Genomic DNA, 16940 nt, shown 5'->3' on the forward strand with positions numbered 1-16940 from the left:
TGAAAATAAGGAACTCATTGAAGGGTCTGTTTGGGAAGGGTGTTACCGTTACAGACCTGCGATCATGAAACGGAGTGTATTTTATGAGCGAAACAACTATCGGCAGACGCAGGCTGCGAGTGGGTCTGCTGATAAGTAATCCGGAGGATGAATTTGATAACGCCGTTTGCGAGGGAGCTATGATAGCCGCAAAGCATTTTGACGTTGATATGTTCATACTCCCCGGACGTTATATTGATGCACAGTATGCTGACAAGATCAGGACAGCTTACGAATATCAGTACAACACGGTGTTTGAACTTGCAAAAGACAAGTGCTTTGATGCTTTGCTCGTACTTATAGGAACTATCGGCAGTCACCTTGACAAAAAGCGCAGAGAAGAATTTCTCAAAAAATTCTCAGATGTGCCGATAATAACCCTTACTTCGCAGATAAACGGATATCCCTGCATTACTGTTGACAACCGTACAGGGCTCCGACAGGTGATAAAGCATCTGATAGAAGCTCACAGCTGTTTCAAGATAGGATTCGTCAGCGGACCTATGACCAGTGATGATGCTGTAGAGAGATTCGAGGTATACAAGGAAGTACTGGCTGAGTACGGTATCGAGTATGACGAGAACAAGGTCGCTTACGGCAATTTTTCAAAGCACGTTAAAACTGAAGTGGGCGAGCTTCTTGACAGATGCCCCGACCTTGACGCCATAGTATTCTCAAACGATCAGATGGCGATAGGCGGCTACAAGGCAATGGAAGAGCGGAACATCAGACCCGGCACGGATATTCTCGTCACCGGATTTGACGATGATCCTGCTGCGACAGATCTTACGCCACATCTGACTACTGTGGCAATGGATTCCACCGAGCTTGGATACAATGCGCTTATAGAGGCTGTAAACTACATCAACGACGGTGCCATACAACAGGAGACAATTTCTTCAAAGATCATAATAAGGAACTCCTGCGGCTGTACTGATGCAGCTTCGGCAGAACTCAGTGCGCTCCATAACGACCCGAAAATGATCACTGAGCACGCTGATGATATCTGCAGAACGATATTCAACAGGTACAGGCTCAGCAATACATCGATAAAATACCGTGAGACCTTTGCGGATATTATAAAGGAACTGTGTTCCAGTGCAGAAAGCATAAAGCAGGACAACGACTTTGATCCTTACGATATTTTTGAAAAGCTGGAAGAAACGATAACAGAGGATTTCTTTGAGTACACCGACCTGGAAACGCTGTACTCAACGATGGAGTATATACACTCAGCGCTGGCGTGTACCCTTGATACCAAGACAGAGCAACTAAGGCTCAACAGCATATTTGTAAGGTTATACAAGCTGATATCCGAAAGACACATCAAAATGAATCACTACAAGCTGAGAAGCAACACGCTTATGACCTGGCTGACAAATATGATAACCCGTGATATGCTGGTGTTTGATGCTTATGACGATGAAGCTTACCGCTCTGTGGTAGACAAAATGAAAAGACTTCATGTTAAAGCAAGCTATCTTTACGTATATGACAATATAGTGGAGCATCATAAGGGTATGGAATGGAAATTCCCTGACTGCATAAAGCTGAAAGCTTATCACAACCTCGGCAAGCCCAAGCTTCTGCCCCCTGAGGAACAGCACATCTCGCCCGATGAATTGCTTACAAACAAGCATTTTATTCGCGACAGACGCTGCACGATGATATGTATGCCGCTGTTTACCAACGAAGAACATTACGGACTGCTTATATGCGAACTGGAGCATCAGTATTTCAGTTTTCTGCCATCGCTGATGGTACAGATATGCGCAGCGCTGAAAATGATCGTTGTTATGAAGAACCAGAAGATCATTGAGAAACAGCTCAATCAGAGCCTTATCGAGATACGCGAGAACAATCAGCTGCTGGACGAGCTTTCAAAACAGGACGATCTAACAGGCTGTCTTAACAGGCGAGGTTTCTTTGAGGCGGCCAGAAAGCTTATACGTGCCGAAGAGAACGAGGGTTGCAGCGCTATGATGATATTTGCGGATCTGGACAGTCTTAAAACCATAAACGACTGTTTCGGTCACGAAGAGGGCGATTTTGCCATATGCGGTGTCGCAAAGATACTTTCTTCAGCCTTCAGAGGCGGTGAAGTCATCGGCAGACTGGGCGGAGATGAATTCGTGGTGTGCGTGAAGTCTGATGATAGTCTCAGTGCAGCTGCGATACGCAAGAGGATAGACGATATATCGGCTGAGTTCAACGAGAACGAGGGCAGGGACAAGGAGTTCTACGTTCATGCCAGCGTTGGCGTTTATCCTTTCAAATGTACTTCTGACGATGAGATCGGCGAACTGCTCAGCCATGCGGACGCACTGCTTTATTCACAGAAAAAGAACAAGCTTTCAGTCATTAAATCGGAGAGAACAAAACAAATCAGAGAATAATACAGAGGTTAATATATGGGAAAGATCTGTAAGTCATGCGGACACTATTACAGCGGAGATTTCTGCGACAAATGCGGCTACGGTAAGCCTGCAAAAGTTGCAGAATCTGTAAAAAAATACAGAAAAGCAGCGAGAAAAAAGCCCATTCGTATGCAAACGGAAGAAGATAAGAAGCTGTATGCAAAGTGGGCTAAAGAAGAAAAGCAGGGACAGGTACAAAAGAGGACCGACCCGAAGTCTAAAACCCATTTTCTGATAGTAGTGGTGATCGCAGCTTTGATCGTACTGGGATTTGCACTTTACAAGAGCGGTGCGATTTTTGCTAACACCAAGGAAGAAGTCATCGAACAGTATTTTACCGCGATATCTCAGGGAGATTACGACAAATTCGTAAAATGCTTCCCTAAAGAGATAAAGCAGGAATACGACGATGACAGGCAGGCATCCGGTCTCAGCAAGGACGAATACATGAAAGCGCTGTATCAGGAATTTACCGATACTTACGGCGCGGGTTACAACATAACCGTCAAGTTTGGTGACATGACTCCCCTTTCGGCGGAAGATTACGATATGACAGCTTACAAGGAGCAGCACGGTTCTGCGCCGAAGCTCAGCGAGGTTTGCGAGGTAGTAACGAACATTGAATTTCGAGGAACTAAGGGCAGTCAGCAGTCGAAGCTTTTCATATACGTCGGAAGATCGGGCGGTTACTGGCATATCTTCGGTATGGACGAAGATATGGGAAGCATCAATGCCGATGGTTCACCAAACGAGGGTGAGATACCGCCGGTAGTCGAGAACGATGACGCAATAAAATAAAAGATAATGCCTGTTCACGTTTGGGACAGGCATTTTTTAGTTCAAAAGCAAGAGCTCAACGAACTTATGAGGTTCGCTGAGCTCTTTATATTTGTGAATGTTTATAATATTATTACGCAGGAATCATCACTTTACAGTAACGTCGAATGTTCTGGTGTTAAGTGCTGATGTATCCCACTTGCCGCCTATTTTTGCACAGATGACCATTTTATAAGTCTGACCTGCTTTGAGTTTGGGTGAAGTAAAGTAAGGAGTCGATGCAGAGATATTCTGATCAAGTATCACCCATCTTCCTGCGAGGTAAACAGCTACTCCGTAATTTTGGGCATCCTTTACCTTTGTCCAGATGAGTCTGAACTGGTGGAACTCCTCATTATAATCGATATCTGTTACTGCGGGATATTTTGTAGTAGTATCCTTGGGAGATACAACAATAGCATTGGTAACGCTCTTTACCCACTCACCATATGCTTTTGTGATAACAGCTACCTTGTACTCCTTACCTTCTTTAAGACCAGTCAGAACATAGCTGTTGCCTTCGCCCTCTGCGAGAACAGACCATCTGCCGCTGACACACGCCGCAACAGCGTATTTCTCGGCATCTTCAACATCTGTCCAGCTGAGTTTGACTGCACCATAACCCTGTTCGTAGGATATTTCGGGAGCGTTGTAAACCAGCTTGGGCATGAGGACTTCCTGAGTATCGGTATAAGTTTTGCCGTTAAAGGTCGCAGTGGCTTCATATATAGTCTTGCCAACCGAAGTGTATGTAGGCATAATCGTTGTGGTGCTTATCTTAGCAGTTGTACCCTGAACTGTATTGCACTGCGAGCAGGCAAATGAAACTGTAGCGGTAGAATGATCTTTGTTCCATTTCCATACGGGCTCACCGAATTTATGACCCAGCGCCCGGATAACAGTCTTATCCTTTGTTATCTCGCTTGTGCCCTTACTATCGGTAAAGTACTTATTATTTGATTTATCGTACCAGTATTCGATGTTGCCATTTTTTGTGCAGGTCGGCGCAACAGCTTCAACATGAGTGAGCTGGATCATCTCAATAGGTATTTCCTTGACAGATGTATAGACATTTCCACCGAATTTTACCGTAGCGGTATAAACATATTTGCCGTCAGCAATGTAAGTCGGGTTGAGTACCTTAGCAGTTACCACAGCATCAACAGTTTCACAATAGCGGCACTTACTACAGCTAAAGGTAGCCTTTGCAGTAATTGCGGCTGTTGAATTTAAGTCAGACCATGTCCAATCAGGTTCACCAAAGCTGTGCCCCGGTGCAGGGATAACTACATCTGCAAGAGAGATTTCATTCTCACCCTTATCATCGGTGTAGTACTTGCCGTCGGTACAGATATAGAATTCGATATTGCCGTCTTTGGTGCAAGTTGGTTCAACAGCCTTTACCTTTTTATAAGTATGATAAACGGTAACAGGAACGTCGATACCCGAAACAGACAGATAATGCTCGGTATCATTTGGAACGAAAGTCGCCTTGAAAGTCTTCGTGCCTGCATCACCGACAGTGTCTTTCGCACTATCCCAGTACCATGTACCGTTATCTGCATCGGGCAGTTTTACACTTGAAAGCGCACTGCCGTAAGGTGCTCTTAAATTCTTTGGTATCACGTACTTTGGTATATCTTTGATCTTGAAAGTTTTAGTGAGCGTGCCGTAAAAATCGCCTATACCATTTATATATATTGTAGCTGTACCGACTTCGGTGTTATCTGCATAAGAAACAGTGAAATCAACATTCTCATGCAGAAGTCCCGAAGCTGTCTGTATCTTTAAAGCAGGAGTGATCTTGCTGCCTGTGTATTTCTGATCGGGAATGTTTGAAACATCAGTAGGCTCAATAGAAACAGCACCGATTTTTCGAACACCTATCGGATACTCTTCGTCACCTGTTTTATAATATTCAAAACCTTCTACAAGATCAAATCTGGTATCACCAATATTGCTGGCCTCGGTGAAATATCCGCCTGTGAAATAATAATGCCCGCGGCCGTTTCTGAAAAACGGACCTTCGCTGTCTTCTTTAAGAAGATCATAATAGCCGCCCTTGATAAAAACGTGTGCATCGTTTGAATCAGTTCTGATAGTATCAAGACCACCTATATACGAACCACTGAGAAGTTCAACCGTACCTCTGTTTATCAATATAAGACGAACTACACAGGGATTGATAGCAGACATTCCGCCGCCATGACCTCTGTCGAAGAAAGTGATATTAGTATCTTTATTATCGATATAAAGATAGCTCTGAACCTTATAAGTGCCCTCACCGTCAAAATAGATCATGTTGCCGTTAAAATCAACATTGAACGATTTGCCGTTATTTATGGTTTTATAACCAACTATGGTGAAAGAGTCTGTGAGCCTGATGGTGTCGCCATCCTCTGCATTATTAGCAGCAGTAATAAACTCATCAAGAGTTGCGACCTCACGTACTTTTGAAACAGGAATAGAAGTAACATCTGCATCAGCATAAGCTGTGACAGCAGTTATACCACAGAAGACGTTTGAAGTTACGCCTGCAGGAACAGTTCCCGCAACGCAAAGAACAGCCAGCGCACCTGCAAGGGCACGCTTAGTTAAATTATAGGTCATATAATAGTTCCTCCTTTTGTTTATTATAATCAAAATAGCTTGCATAAATTATTATATCATAGTCAAATCCAAATAGCAAGATAATTATTAATTATATGAATATTATCTTTTCATTTTGTAAAGAGTGACAAAGGTTATTAAGTATTAAACAGCATTTGGTACAATTGCGCATCTGTAACTGAAATTGAGCTAAGGTCAAGAAACAGGGTGCGCCGTTTAGGTGTAGAGCCATTTCATCGCAATTTTACATGGTATCTAATGGCAAACGGCAGACAGCCGAAACTGCCTGCCGTTTATGTTTTGTTGTTTTCAGTGATCAGCAATAATGCTCATTCTTCTTCATTTTCGCCAACTTCTTCAAACGGACCGCCGCCTGATGCCACTATAACATCTGCACAGTCAAAACGAATGATCTCCATTTCGGGTTTTTGCATTTTCTTTTCCATATATTTCTCTCCTGACATTTTTATTATGCTTTAGCAGTAGCAACCGGAGCTGTATAAACTGTTACTATCTGATCATTCAGCTTATTCCTGTAGGTCACATATCCCTTGGAATAAATAGTCTTTTCTGAATTCGCTGCACTGAGGGTGAGATTGTACTTAAATGTACCTCTTTCAGTTTGTAGTGTCGATACCTTTTTGCTGACATCTGCACCATCAAGCTCGGGGTTGTCATTTGTGTAGCTTCTTAAAACGCCGGCCTCAATCAACTGGTAGTCCTCAGGCAGCTCCCAATCAACTGTGAAAGATATTTTCTGCTTTCCACTTTCGGGAAGATCAACTCTGCTTACATTCATCGAATAAACAGGCTCTTCTTCCTCTACTGCTGAGCTATCATACCTCGCCTCAATTCTCATATTACGTGTAGCATAGAAATAATAAGTCTGCGTACCGCTGACCTTAGTATTTGTATCGACATCATACCAGCCTACAAAATACTTACCATCCTTCATAGCGTGAGCATCTGCCCTTATCTGCTCGCCGTACTTATAATTTTTCGTATTGTTGTTGATCGTAATACTCTGAGTTATTTGTTCGTCCTTTGTGCTTGTGTAGTCATGACCGTTAAGATTAATAGTTGCGGTGTAAGTTTTCACGCCGTTGCCATTGTCGACCCAGACAAGGGAAGGATTAGTTTCGGGAGTTACAATATCACCGCAGAACTTGCATTTAAACTTAACGAAAACAGTGTATTCGCCGTTCTCCTTTATCCACGTCCATATAGGTGAAGTCTCACCGTAAGTATGTACTCCTGTTGTAGCCGGGATAACCGTATCATCAATATTTACATCACCGTCACCGTTCAGGTCGGTCAATTCAGTATAAGTCGTACCATCATAGGTGTAATACTTGTCACCGTAGGTATAATACTCGATATTTCCTGCTGTTGTGCAGGTTGCAGGTACTTCTCTAAAGAAAGTATATTTATGTACATAATAAGTTGTGTTGATGTCTGGCACTTGAACAGGTCCGCCGGTTCCAGCAAACATAAGATAAATATCCTTAGGGGATGATAAAGTACCCTCTCCGGAAGAAGGAATCTTGTATTCAGCATTATAATTTTCATTATCTCTTTCATATGACACCTTGATGCCCTCGCATAATACAAACATCCAAAAATAACAGTTTTCTTTTAACTCTGTTGCAGGAAGCTCAGGCAACTCTGTCAGACTAGTGCAACCATAAAACATTGAGTTATAACAATGACCATCTAGCTCTTTCGCAGGAAGCTCAGGTGCTTTTGTCAGACCTGTGCAGTTTTTAAACATGCAGTCATAACAACTCCACTCTAATTTTGTCGCAGGAAGCTCAGGTGCTTTTGTCAGATTGGAGCAACCCTCAAACATTCTAAAGTAACATGTTTTAGACAAATCTGTAGCTGGCAGATCAGGTGCTTTTGTCAAACCTATGCAGTTCAAAAACATATTGCTAAAGCAAGCATAACTCATTGAAGCATCACCAGGAACCTCATAATTCAAAAGTGTCATGATATTACCGGTGCACGCTACTCTACCCTCGATATAAACGTGTTTGTTGTTATCAAATATGCTGCCACTAATGTTATCATTCTTTCCACGGAATTGAACCGAATCATCTTGATTAAGATTTATGGTATATCCATCAGAATAGGGTACCCAGCCATTACCATTATTATAATCTAACGAGAACGAGCTATCCATCCAACTGATCGTAACCGAAGAGTCATCCTGTTCTGCGGTGAAAGTCAGATACTCGTCATCAGCACTGGCAGTAATGCATTGCAGTGGAAAAACACCAGTGAAAGCACTGACTACAAGCGCCAGAGCCATGACGACACACATCAATCCTCTTCTGAATTTGTGTTTCATAAATAATCCTCCTTCTGATCGTTTATTTTGAGATAAGGTGCTGTTTTGTCTTGTTACAATTTTTCTTGTATTAATTTAAAATTAACTATATTTGTTATTTTAACATATCATACCATATTTATTCATATATGTCAATAATTTATTGAATTTTAATTCAATTGATTTTCTAAACACGAGCAATTAGCAAAATGAGTAAAAATGCTTGACCGTTCGAAGATCATGTGTTATACTATTAAATATCAATCGGCGTTTGCCGTTTATAATGGGAGGATTATTTATGAAACTTGCGGTGGAAATGGCAGTTATGGAACTTGACGGCGAATGGAATGCGGTGGCTGTGGGAGAGGACAGCACGAAATTCCACGGTATGCTGCGCCTTAACGAAACAGCGGCGGATATTATCAAACTTCTTTCCGAGGATACCGATGCCGAAACGATAAACAGTGAACTAGCCAAAAAGTATCCCGATTCTTCCTCTGATGAGATAGCGCGGTTTGTCTCGGAGTTTATCGGACAGCTTCGTAAAGCAAGTCTGCTTACAGAGTGATGACTACTTACGAACAGGAGCTGGAACGCTCGGGCAGGATAATGTTTACCGTCAAGGGTATCAGTATGCGCCCGCTTTTCCGTGCAGGTTCGGACGCTATCAGCGTGAAAAAATGCTCTGCCGAAACTCTTGAAAATCTTGATATCGTGCTTTTCAAACGCAAAAACGCCAATGGCGAACAGTATGTTCTGCACAGGACAGTTGACAGGCTTCCCGACGGAAGATTTGTGATTGCGGGTGATAACTGCTCGGGCGCAGATATCGTCAGACCGCAGGATATTCTGGGAGTTGTGATCTCAGCTCAGCGTGGAAACAAGCCGATAAAGCTGGACGGTCTGCGGTATGCTCTGTATAAAAAGCTGTGGTGCAAGCCATTTAAAATGCGTTTCAAGATTTTGCATTGCCGAGATAAGGCACGTTCTGCCGCCGGAAAGATAATATCACTTTGGAGAAGATAAAATGGATTTTACGATACGTCTCGCCGGCGTGAATATTGCCGTAAACAGCATTTATGAAGATGTGTACAGGCTTTGCAGGGATTATATCACCGACAGCAAGCCAAATTTAAGCATTTCCACCTCTGCCGAAGATATCGCACGTGAGAAAGAAATGAACAAACGCGAAGCCGCAGCAGAGGGTATCCCCGTTACCGATTATCCCGATGGTTATCTTGAAACGCTGGCAGTATACCGTAAAATTGCCGCTCAGATACTTGCATTCGATACCTTTCTCATGCACGGAGCTGTAGTGGCTGTGCAAAACAAAGCATGGCTGTTCACTGCGCCCTCGGGCACAGGTAAGACAACACATATCCGCCTGTGGCTTGAAAATATCGAGGGCAGCTATATTGTAAACGGAGACAAGCCGTTCATTCACATAGGTGAAAAAATTATGGTTTACGGCACGCCATGGGCAGGCAAAGAAGGCATGCAGAAGAACATCGGTGTTGAACTCGCCGGTATCGTTTTTCTTGAAAGAGGTACCAACAACCACATAGAACGTGAGAAATTTTCAAAAGGATTACCCGTTCTCGTACAACAAAGCTATCGTCCAAATAACAAAACGGACCTCGAAAAGACGCTGAACCTCTTGGGCAGACTTGGCAGAAGAATACCATTATACCGTCTTAGCTGCAACATGGATAAGGAAGCAGCTTTGACAGCTTACGAGATGCTATCACATGACTGCCTATAGGTAAAAGTACAAGAACCAGACTAGGCAGGATAATATCCGCCCGGGCGGTAGATATTTTGAAGAAGCCTGCACTGTATCACTTATTTCTTACGGTTATCAATTATTATACATATATACATAGCGTTTTCGGAATGTTAGGGTATTTGTACTGTTAGTCAATGTGCGTTCTACCATACTAATACTGTATACCGTCTATCTCTTTCAGCCAGATATCTGCGCTGGCATCACTTGGCATACGCCAGTCACCGCGTGGTGAAAGTGTGACCGTTCCGACTTTGGGACCGTCAGGCAGACAGGAACGCTTGAACTGCTGTGAGAAGAAACGGCGGAAAAAAACTTTCAGCCATTTGAGGATCACATCTTTGGTATACTTTTCATTGAAAGCGATACAGGCTATGCGGAATATCTTTGCAGGAGGGAATCCGCATCTCAGCATATAATACATAAAGAAGTCGTGTAATTCATATGGTCCTACAATATCCTCGGTCTTCTGCGAAATGGTGCCGTTTTCTTCGGGTGGAAGCAATTCCGGGCTGACGGGAGTATCGAGAATATCTTCAAGAACTGTTTTCAGCTCGCCCTCTGATACCTGAGCTTCATAATTTACCAGCCATCTCACCAGCGTTTTCGGGATTGATGCGTTGACTGCGTACATAGACATATGGTCGCCGTTATAAGTCGCCCAGCCCAACGCAAGCTCGGAAAGGTCGCCTGTGCCAATGACTATGCCACCAAGCTGATTGGCTTTGTCCATAAGCACCTGAGTGCGTTCTCTTGCCTGTGAATTCTCATATGTGACATCATGTACTTCCGCCGATTGACCGATATCCGCAAAATGCTGTGTAACACTCTTGCAGATATTAATCTCCGAAAGTGAAACGCCATAAGCTTTTGCGAGGGAAACCGCATTGTTGTAAGTCCTGTCAGTTGTGCCGAAGCAGGGCATGGTGATGGTGTGTATGCCGCTGCGCTCCAGCCCAAGCATATCGAATGCATGAACGGTTACAATCAATGCAAGAGTAGAATCCAGTCCGCCCGATAGCCCAAGAACAGCGGTCTTACAACCGATATGGCGAAGTCTTGTCATAAGTCCGACAGCCTGCATGGTGAGTATCTCTTCGCATCTGCTGTCAAGAACATTCTTATCTGTCGGTACAAATGGTGTTTGCGGGAAAGTTCTGTCAAGCTTGGTTTTTGTGATATCAAGTGAGAAATATGCGGCGGAGATATCCTGCGATGCTGTGAAAGAATTCATTCTTCTGCGCTCGTAGTGAAGCTTCTTGATGTCGATGTCAGCGATGGTAAGTCCGCTTGAAAATGCCTTTGATTCCGCAAGCACAGAGCCGTTTTCGGCGATTATATCATGTCCCGCAAATACCATATCCTGTGTGGATTCACCTATGCCGCAGTCGGCATAAGCGTAAGCGCAAGCCATGGAGCCTGAATGCGCCTTTATCAAAGTTCTGCGGTATTCGGCTTTTCCTATAACTTCATCGCTGGCAGAAAGATTGAATATCATCACAGCCCCCGATTCCGCAAGCTTTTCCGCTGGGGGAGAGCATACCCACATATCTTCGCAGATCTCTATGCCAAATGTGATATCAGGCATTTCATTGCAGACGAAAACAGTGTTTTCAAGATGAACGGTATAGCCATCACCAAGGGGAACATCAGCACAAAGATCATCTGCTGCGGAAGTGAAATGTCTGGCTTCGTAGAACTCGCTGTAATTTGGTATATTCTTTTTTGCGATCGCTCCAATTGGTTTACCACCGTTTACGACCACCGCGCAGTTGTAAAGCTTTCCTCCCACCGCAAGGGGCACGCCTACTATCGAAACGATATCTTTGCCCTCTGTGGCTTTTATTATGCGAACAAGTTCACGCTTTGCAGACTCAAGCAGAGTATCCTGCAAAAACAGATCGGCGCAGGTGTAGCCTGTTATGGAAAGTTCGGGAAAGCAGACTATCTTCACGCCTTTGCGGTGGGCTTCATCAATAATCTCGATTATCCTGTCAGCGTTGTAGGGGCAGTCTGCCACTTTCAGCACTGGTGTAGCACAGGAAATTTTAACATAACCGTCTTTCATGGTATACCTCCAATAATCAGGTATTTATCTGTTGCCGAGAGCTATATACGGTCTCTCGGGGGCAACGGATTTATATGCGGGACGAATGATCCGTCTGCCGCTGTTTATTTCCTCAAATCTGTGGGCGCACCAGCCTGCCATTCTGGAAACTGCAAACATAGGAGTGAACAGATCTTCGGGTATGCCAAGCATTCTGTAAACAAAACCGCTGTACAGGTCGATATTTGCGCACATCACTTTATCGGAATGTTTTATCTCAGAAAATGCCTGCGGGGTAAGATTCTCAATGGAAGAAAGCAAGCGGAACTCTCTTTCAAACTCAGTACACTCAGCCATTTTACCTGCGTACTTTTTCAGCATAACTGCGCGGGGGTCGGAAAGAGTATAAACACCGTGCCCCATACCGTAGATAAGTCCGCTTTTGTCGCCGTCTTCTTTTCTGATTAGCTTTTTCAGATAATCGTAGATCTCATTTTCATCTTCCCAGTCAGAAACATTTCTCTTGATGAATCCCATCATCTCATTGACTTTTCGATTTGCTCCTCCGTGCTTTGAACCTTTCAGCGAACCGATAGCCGCGGCATATGCAGAGTAAGGGTCTGTGCCGGAGGAAGTCAGCACACGGCAAGAAAACGTTGAATTGTTTCCGCCGCCATGCTCTGCGTGGAGCATAAGCATAAGGTCGAGAAGTTTTGCTTCATCGTGGGTGAATTTTCTGTCGGGACGGAGAGTTGAAAGTATATTTTCAGCCGTGGACTGACCCTTTATCAGCGGGTGCATGAACATTGAATCATCGTTGTAATAGCGCTTTTTGGTCTCATAAGCGCATATCATTATTACAGGCATTTTTGCAATCAGTGAAACCGCTGTGTCAATTTCGTGCTCGGGGGTATGAGCTTCGGGGTCACTGTCGTATGAGTAAAGCGCAAGAGTCGCCCTTGCCATTTTGTTCATGATATCCCGTGATGGTGCTTTTAATATCATGTCCTCAAAGAAATCATCGGGAAGTGCTCGGCTGTCCGAAAGCAGTTCAGAAAAATCAGAAAGTTCCTCAACTGTGGGAAGTCTGCCTGTCAACAGTAGATAAACTATCTCCTCAAATCCAAAACGATCTTCGGCTTCTACCCTGCCCACAAGGTCACGGATATTGTATCCCCTGAAGATAAGCTTGCCATCGGCGGGCTTTTTCTCGCCGTCGTCAACAACATAACCGTGAACATTGCATATATTCGTAACGCCTGCCATTACCCCTGTGCCATCGGGGTTGCGCAGACCGCGCTTAACACCGTATTTATCAAAGTAAGCAGGAGATATCACGTTATTCGCAGTGAAAGCCTCATACATGGTATTCTTGAAGCTGTTCATTTACAGGACTCCTTTCAAAAGTAAAAGACGCCCCTCACAAAATAGAGAAGCGTCTTTGCTCATTTTATATAAAGTTATTATACCATATATAAGAGTACGAGTCTATGCTTATTTTGTTAAGAAATAAAAAAACTTAAAATCAGAAAATATTTAGTAACTATATCCCGTACAATAAATCATTCAAAAACAATAATAGTATCTAAAATAAAGATAGTATCAAAAAAAGTTATACTAAATTATGAAACTCATGAATTGAATGTTCGGCGGCTGTACCAAACTGACTTCACTGGATGTAAGTGGATTTGATACGAGCAAAGTTACAGATATGAGTTGGATGTTCGGTGGTTGTTCCAACCTGACTGCTCTGGATCTGAGCGGTTTTGAGACGAGTAGTGTTACATATATGAGATGTATGTTCTGGTCTTCTGGTGAACTTAGTTCCCTTACCCTTGGCGAGAATTTCAAAAATATTGCCAAAGATGCAGAGCTTCTTAACGGCAAAGGCTGGGTAAACGTAAAAGACACTTCAACAGTTATCAGCGGCAACGGTGATTTTGCAGTTATCGAAAGCAATGGCAAGAACACATACAAGCGCTTACCTATGCCCGCCTATCCCACCAACATTAAGGTAACATACAGCGAGAAATATCATCAGGTAAGATTCACATGGGATAAGGTTGAAAACGCTGAGAGGTACGGCATAGCTGTATACCTTGCAGGCAAATGGAGAATACAGACACAGGATATAACCGATACAGTTTACACTTCTCCCAAAAATCTCACCCCCGGCAAGACTTATAAAGTTGCTATCGCCGCAAGAGTGAACGACACTTGGTATACATCAAACGCAATAAAAAATGCTGTGACTGTTACCATAAAGTAACGGGATGAGATCGATATAATTTTATAAATGCAAAACGGATAGTTGTCTTATTATTGGACGGCTATCCGTTTTCATGCCACGTGAAAAGCCGAAAAACAAAGGCATTATGTAAAATTATGCAATCTAGTTAAATTCATCAATTATTAAAAGATGAACTTGACATGAACAAGATTTTGAGCTATAATAGAATAAACAAATATATAGACAATATCACAATTATATAAAATGAGAATAACGACTCAGGCGAGTGTTGCCTTAATGAAAATCATGGCATTAAATGAGGTGATGCTGTAAATATGGAGAGCTTGATATCGCATTTAGGGGCGATGCAGTTCGCACAGATAATCGTAAAATGCTGGAATGAGTGTTTTATCCTGTTTCTGCTGTATTCGATGCTTGTGGGCAGGCAGGACGATAAACGCTATCAGGTAATAAACAGCAGGGCGGTTCTGCTTACAAAAGAACTTACCCTTTTTTATATATCGGTACTGATCTACAATTTAAGCGATATTTTTATCCTGATTTTCGGTGGGCATGAAAGCAAAGCCGCTTATTATATAATTCGTATCGCGACTTTTGTGTACTACGCTTCCTGTGCGGGGATAACGCAGTTCCTATTGAAAATAATACGAAAATACATTGCTGACAAGCACGGTCTGAGAGGACTGCGGCGAGTGATAGTCACAGTGCAGGCGGTACAGTATCTGCTGTATGCGCTGCTGATAAGCAATCGATACACATGGATATTTTACCAAATAACCGAGGATAACCGCTATGAGCGTTCCTGGGGATTCCCCATATGGCAGCTGACTACGATAATCACGTATATTTTCATAATATGTGTTACAGTGATTGAATGGAAAAGGATATACAATTTTCTTGCAAAAGCTGTTATCACAGCAGCGGGTTTTCATACTGTGGCTATGATAGTCAGCCTTAATATGACATATAATCTTAACAGCACAATGGCTTCTTTTGCTGCACTGATACTATTCACACTGCATGAACAGAACAAGAAAGACAGTTTTATACGAAGTATCCAGGAACTGGAGAGAATGCAGACGGAGTTAGCCGAATCGAACTATCTGCTTGAACAAAGTAAGAATCAGCTGCTTATCGCGCAGATACAGCCACATTTTATAAACAACTCGCTAATGACGCTATGCGCCCGCAGTCGAGAGTATCCCGAGGTATACGAGGGGCTAAAATATTTTTCCATGTATCTGCGATCGCATTTTGATATACTTAGCGAAGAAAGCCCCATAACTTTTGAACAGGAGATGGACAATATCGAGGCTTATCTGACGCTGGAACGCATTAATTACAAGGATAAGCTGCAAGTCGATTACAACATAATGTGTGATGATTTTATGGTGCCTGCATTGTCTGTTCAGCCACTGGTGGAAAATGCCGTAAGACACGGTATATCCCGTGAAAATGGTGGTACGGTGGGTATCAGCTCGTTCCGCAAAGACGGATATATCGTCATTGAGGTAAAAGATGACGGCACGGGAGATCGTCCTGATATCGAAAAGAACAAAGAGCGCAGGGGCGTTGGACTTGAGAATATAATAAAAAGGCTTGATCTGGTCTGCGGCGGCAGGCTGGAACTTATGAAAGTACCTGACGGCACTGTTGCGCGGATAACTATAAAAGAAGAGTCTGGAGATGAGAAGATTGATAACGCTGTCGGTTGACGATCAGCCTGAGATATCCGAGATGATGCAGCATCTTATGAATAAGATCGACCCCGGTGGCACACACATGACTGCGAATACTGCGGAGCAGGCATTCAAACTGCTTTCAAAGGAAGTGCAGATAGTTTTTCTTGATGTGGAGATGCCCGGTATCAACGGTATCGAGCTGGCAAAAAAGATAAAGGATTTTTATCCCAAGCTGAATATAATATTTGTGACGGGATTTACAAAATACTGCTATGAAGCTTACGGCGTTCACCCAAGCGGGTATCTGCGGAAGCCGGTATTTGAGGAAGATCTGCGGCGTGAATTGCAGAATCTGCGATACCCGATAGACGCGCCTCAAAGCCGTTTACTTGTGAGATGTTCGCCTTTTGCGGTGTTCGACAACGGCAAAGCTTTTGTTTTTCACAGGAGCAGGACTCTGGAAATGTTCGCGTACCTTATCTACCGTGATGGGACACTGTGTTCAAACGGGGAGCTGCTGGGTATATTATGGGATGGAGATCCGGACAAACAGGGATATCTGCGGCAGCTTATAAAGGATATGATCGAATCCCTTGACGAGATAGGTGAGAGGGATCTTATAGAAAAGAAATACGGCAAGATAGGCATCAAGCACGGCTCAGTGAAATATGAGGGAGAACTGGAGACCATAGCTGATGAGTTTTCATGGGTATAAAGACCTTTCCTCCGATGACGGAGGAAGGGTCTTTTTTTATGTGAAAATACAACAAAACAAGTGGTGCGAAAAATTTTTCGTAAGCAAAAAAAGTTATTTTTGAACAGCCTTTGCAAACATCGTAACAGCAATATATTTTCAACTGATTTTCATTATATTTTCACCAACTGAACACACGAAACGTTTTCGCTGTGACGGCTTTGTAACACTTGGTATGATATAATCATAATAGATAAAATCATAAAACATAT

11 protein-coding genes and 1 pseudogene are annotated in these 16940 nt (G+C 43.2%); 8 read left to right on the forward strand and 4 right to left on the reverse strand.

The features are described from left to right. Positions 1 to 83 precede the first annotated feature (83 nt). Entirely contained in the window at positions 84 to 2435 is a 2352-nt protein-coding gene (locus BMY75_RS10460) for a diguanylate cyclase (protein WP_074833560.1), read from the forward strand. Between the two features lie 15 nt (positions 2436 to 2450). After that, positions 2451 to 3254, forward strand: a complete 804-nt coding sequence (locus BMY75_RS10465) for a zinc ribbon domain-containing protein (protein ID WP_074833563.1) — start codon at positions 2451 to 2453, stop codon at positions 3252 to 3254. A gap of 126 nt (positions 3255 to 3380) precedes the next feature. Here BMY75_RS10465 and BMY75_RS10470 read toward each other — a convergent pair whose 3' ends face one another. Together BMY75_RS10470 and BMY75_RS10475 are read right to left on the reverse strand one after the other, a co-directional pair. Next, positions 3381 to 5882 carry a hypothetical protein gene (locus BMY75_RS10470; RefSeq protein ID WP_074833566.1) on the reverse strand — a complete coding sequence of 834 codons (2502 nt, stop codon included), beginning with the start codon at positions 5880 to 5882 and terminating at the stop codon, positions 3381 to 3383. 469 nt (positions 5883 to 6351) lie between these two features. Continuing rightward, positions 6352 to 8232 carry a hypothetical protein gene (locus tag BMY75_RS10475; RefSeq protein ID WP_074833568.1) on the reverse strand — a complete coding sequence of 627 codons (1881 nt, stop codon included), beginning with the start codon at positions 8230 to 8232 and terminating at the stop codon, positions 6352 to 6354. 277 nt (positions 8233 to 8509) lie between these two features. Here BMY75_RS10475 and BMY75_RS10480 point away from each other — a divergent pair, with 277 nt between their 5' ends. The 3 genes from BMY75_RS10480 to BMY75_RS10490 are packed head-to-tail and all read left to right on the forward strand — an operon-like array spanning position 8510 to position 9973. Beyond that, a complete protein-coding gene (locus BMY75_RS10480) occupies positions 8510 to 8779 on the forward strand; it encodes a PqqD family protein (protein ID WP_074833571.1) in 270 nt (89 codons plus the stop codon). Further along, positions 8779 to 9237: a S24/S26 family peptidase gene (locus tag BMY75_RS10485; protein ID WP_074833573.1), complete on the forward strand. Its 459-nt coding sequence runs from the start codon at positions 8779 to 8781 to the stop codon at positions 9235 to 9237. The genes BMY75_RS10480 and BMY75_RS10485 overlap by 1 nt, the downstream gene beginning before the upstream one ends. Position 9238: 1 nt before the next feature. After that, complete coding sequence (locus tag BMY75_RS10490) at positions 9239 to 9973, forward strand: hypothetical protein (RefSeq protein WP_074833575.1); 735 nt, start codon at positions 9239 to 9241, stop codon at positions 9971 to 9973. A 175-nt stretch (positions 9974 to 10148) separates the two neighbouring features. On the opposite strand, the gene BMY75_RS10495 is transcribed toward BMY75_RS10490, so the two are convergent. After that, positions 10149 to 12062, reverse strand: a complete 1914-nt coding sequence (locus BMY75_RS10495; RefSeq protein WP_074833577.1) for an NAD(+) synthase — start codon at positions 12060 to 12062, stop codon at positions 10149 to 10151. 24 nt (positions 12063 to 12086) lie between these two features. Beyond that, a complete protein-coding gene (locus BMY75_RS10500) occupies positions 12087 to 13427 on the reverse strand; it encodes a citrate/2-methylcitrate synthase (RefSeq protein WP_074833580.1) in 1341 nt (446 codons plus the stop codon). A 256-nt stretch (positions 13428 to 13683) separates the two neighbouring features. Between BMY75_RS10500 and BMY75_RS17500 the strand changes: the two are divergent. The 3 genes and pseudogenes from BMY75_RS17500 to BMY75_RS10520 form a co-directional block, all read left to right on the forward strand. Continuing rightward, a pseudogene (locus BMY75_RS17500) lies at positions 13684 to 14310 on the forward strand (BspA family leucine-rich repeat surface protein); the annotation flags it as partial. A 296-nt stretch (positions 14311 to 14606) separates the two neighbouring features. Continuing rightward, positions 14607 to 16007: a sensor histidine kinase gene (locus tag BMY75_RS10515; protein ID WP_081350514.1), complete on the forward strand. Its 1401-nt coding sequence runs from the start codon at positions 14607 to 14609 to the stop codon at positions 16005 to 16007. Further along, positions 15979 to 16689 carry a LytR/AlgR family response regulator transcription factor gene (locus tag BMY75_RS10520; RefSeq protein WP_081350515.1) on the forward strand — a complete coding sequence of 237 codons (711 nt, stop codon included), beginning with the start codon at positions 15979 to 15981 and terminating at the stop codon, positions 16687 to 16689. Before BMY75_RS10515 ends, BMY75_RS10520 begins: the two co-directional genes overlap by 29 nt. Positions 16690 to 16940: the final 251 nt, after the last annotated feature.

Source organism: Hominimerdicola alba (genome assembly GCF_900109655.1).
GTDB classification, from domain to species: domain Bacteria; phylum Bacillota; class Clostridia; order Oscillospirales; family Ruminococcaceae; genus Hominimerdicola; species Hominimerdicola alba_B.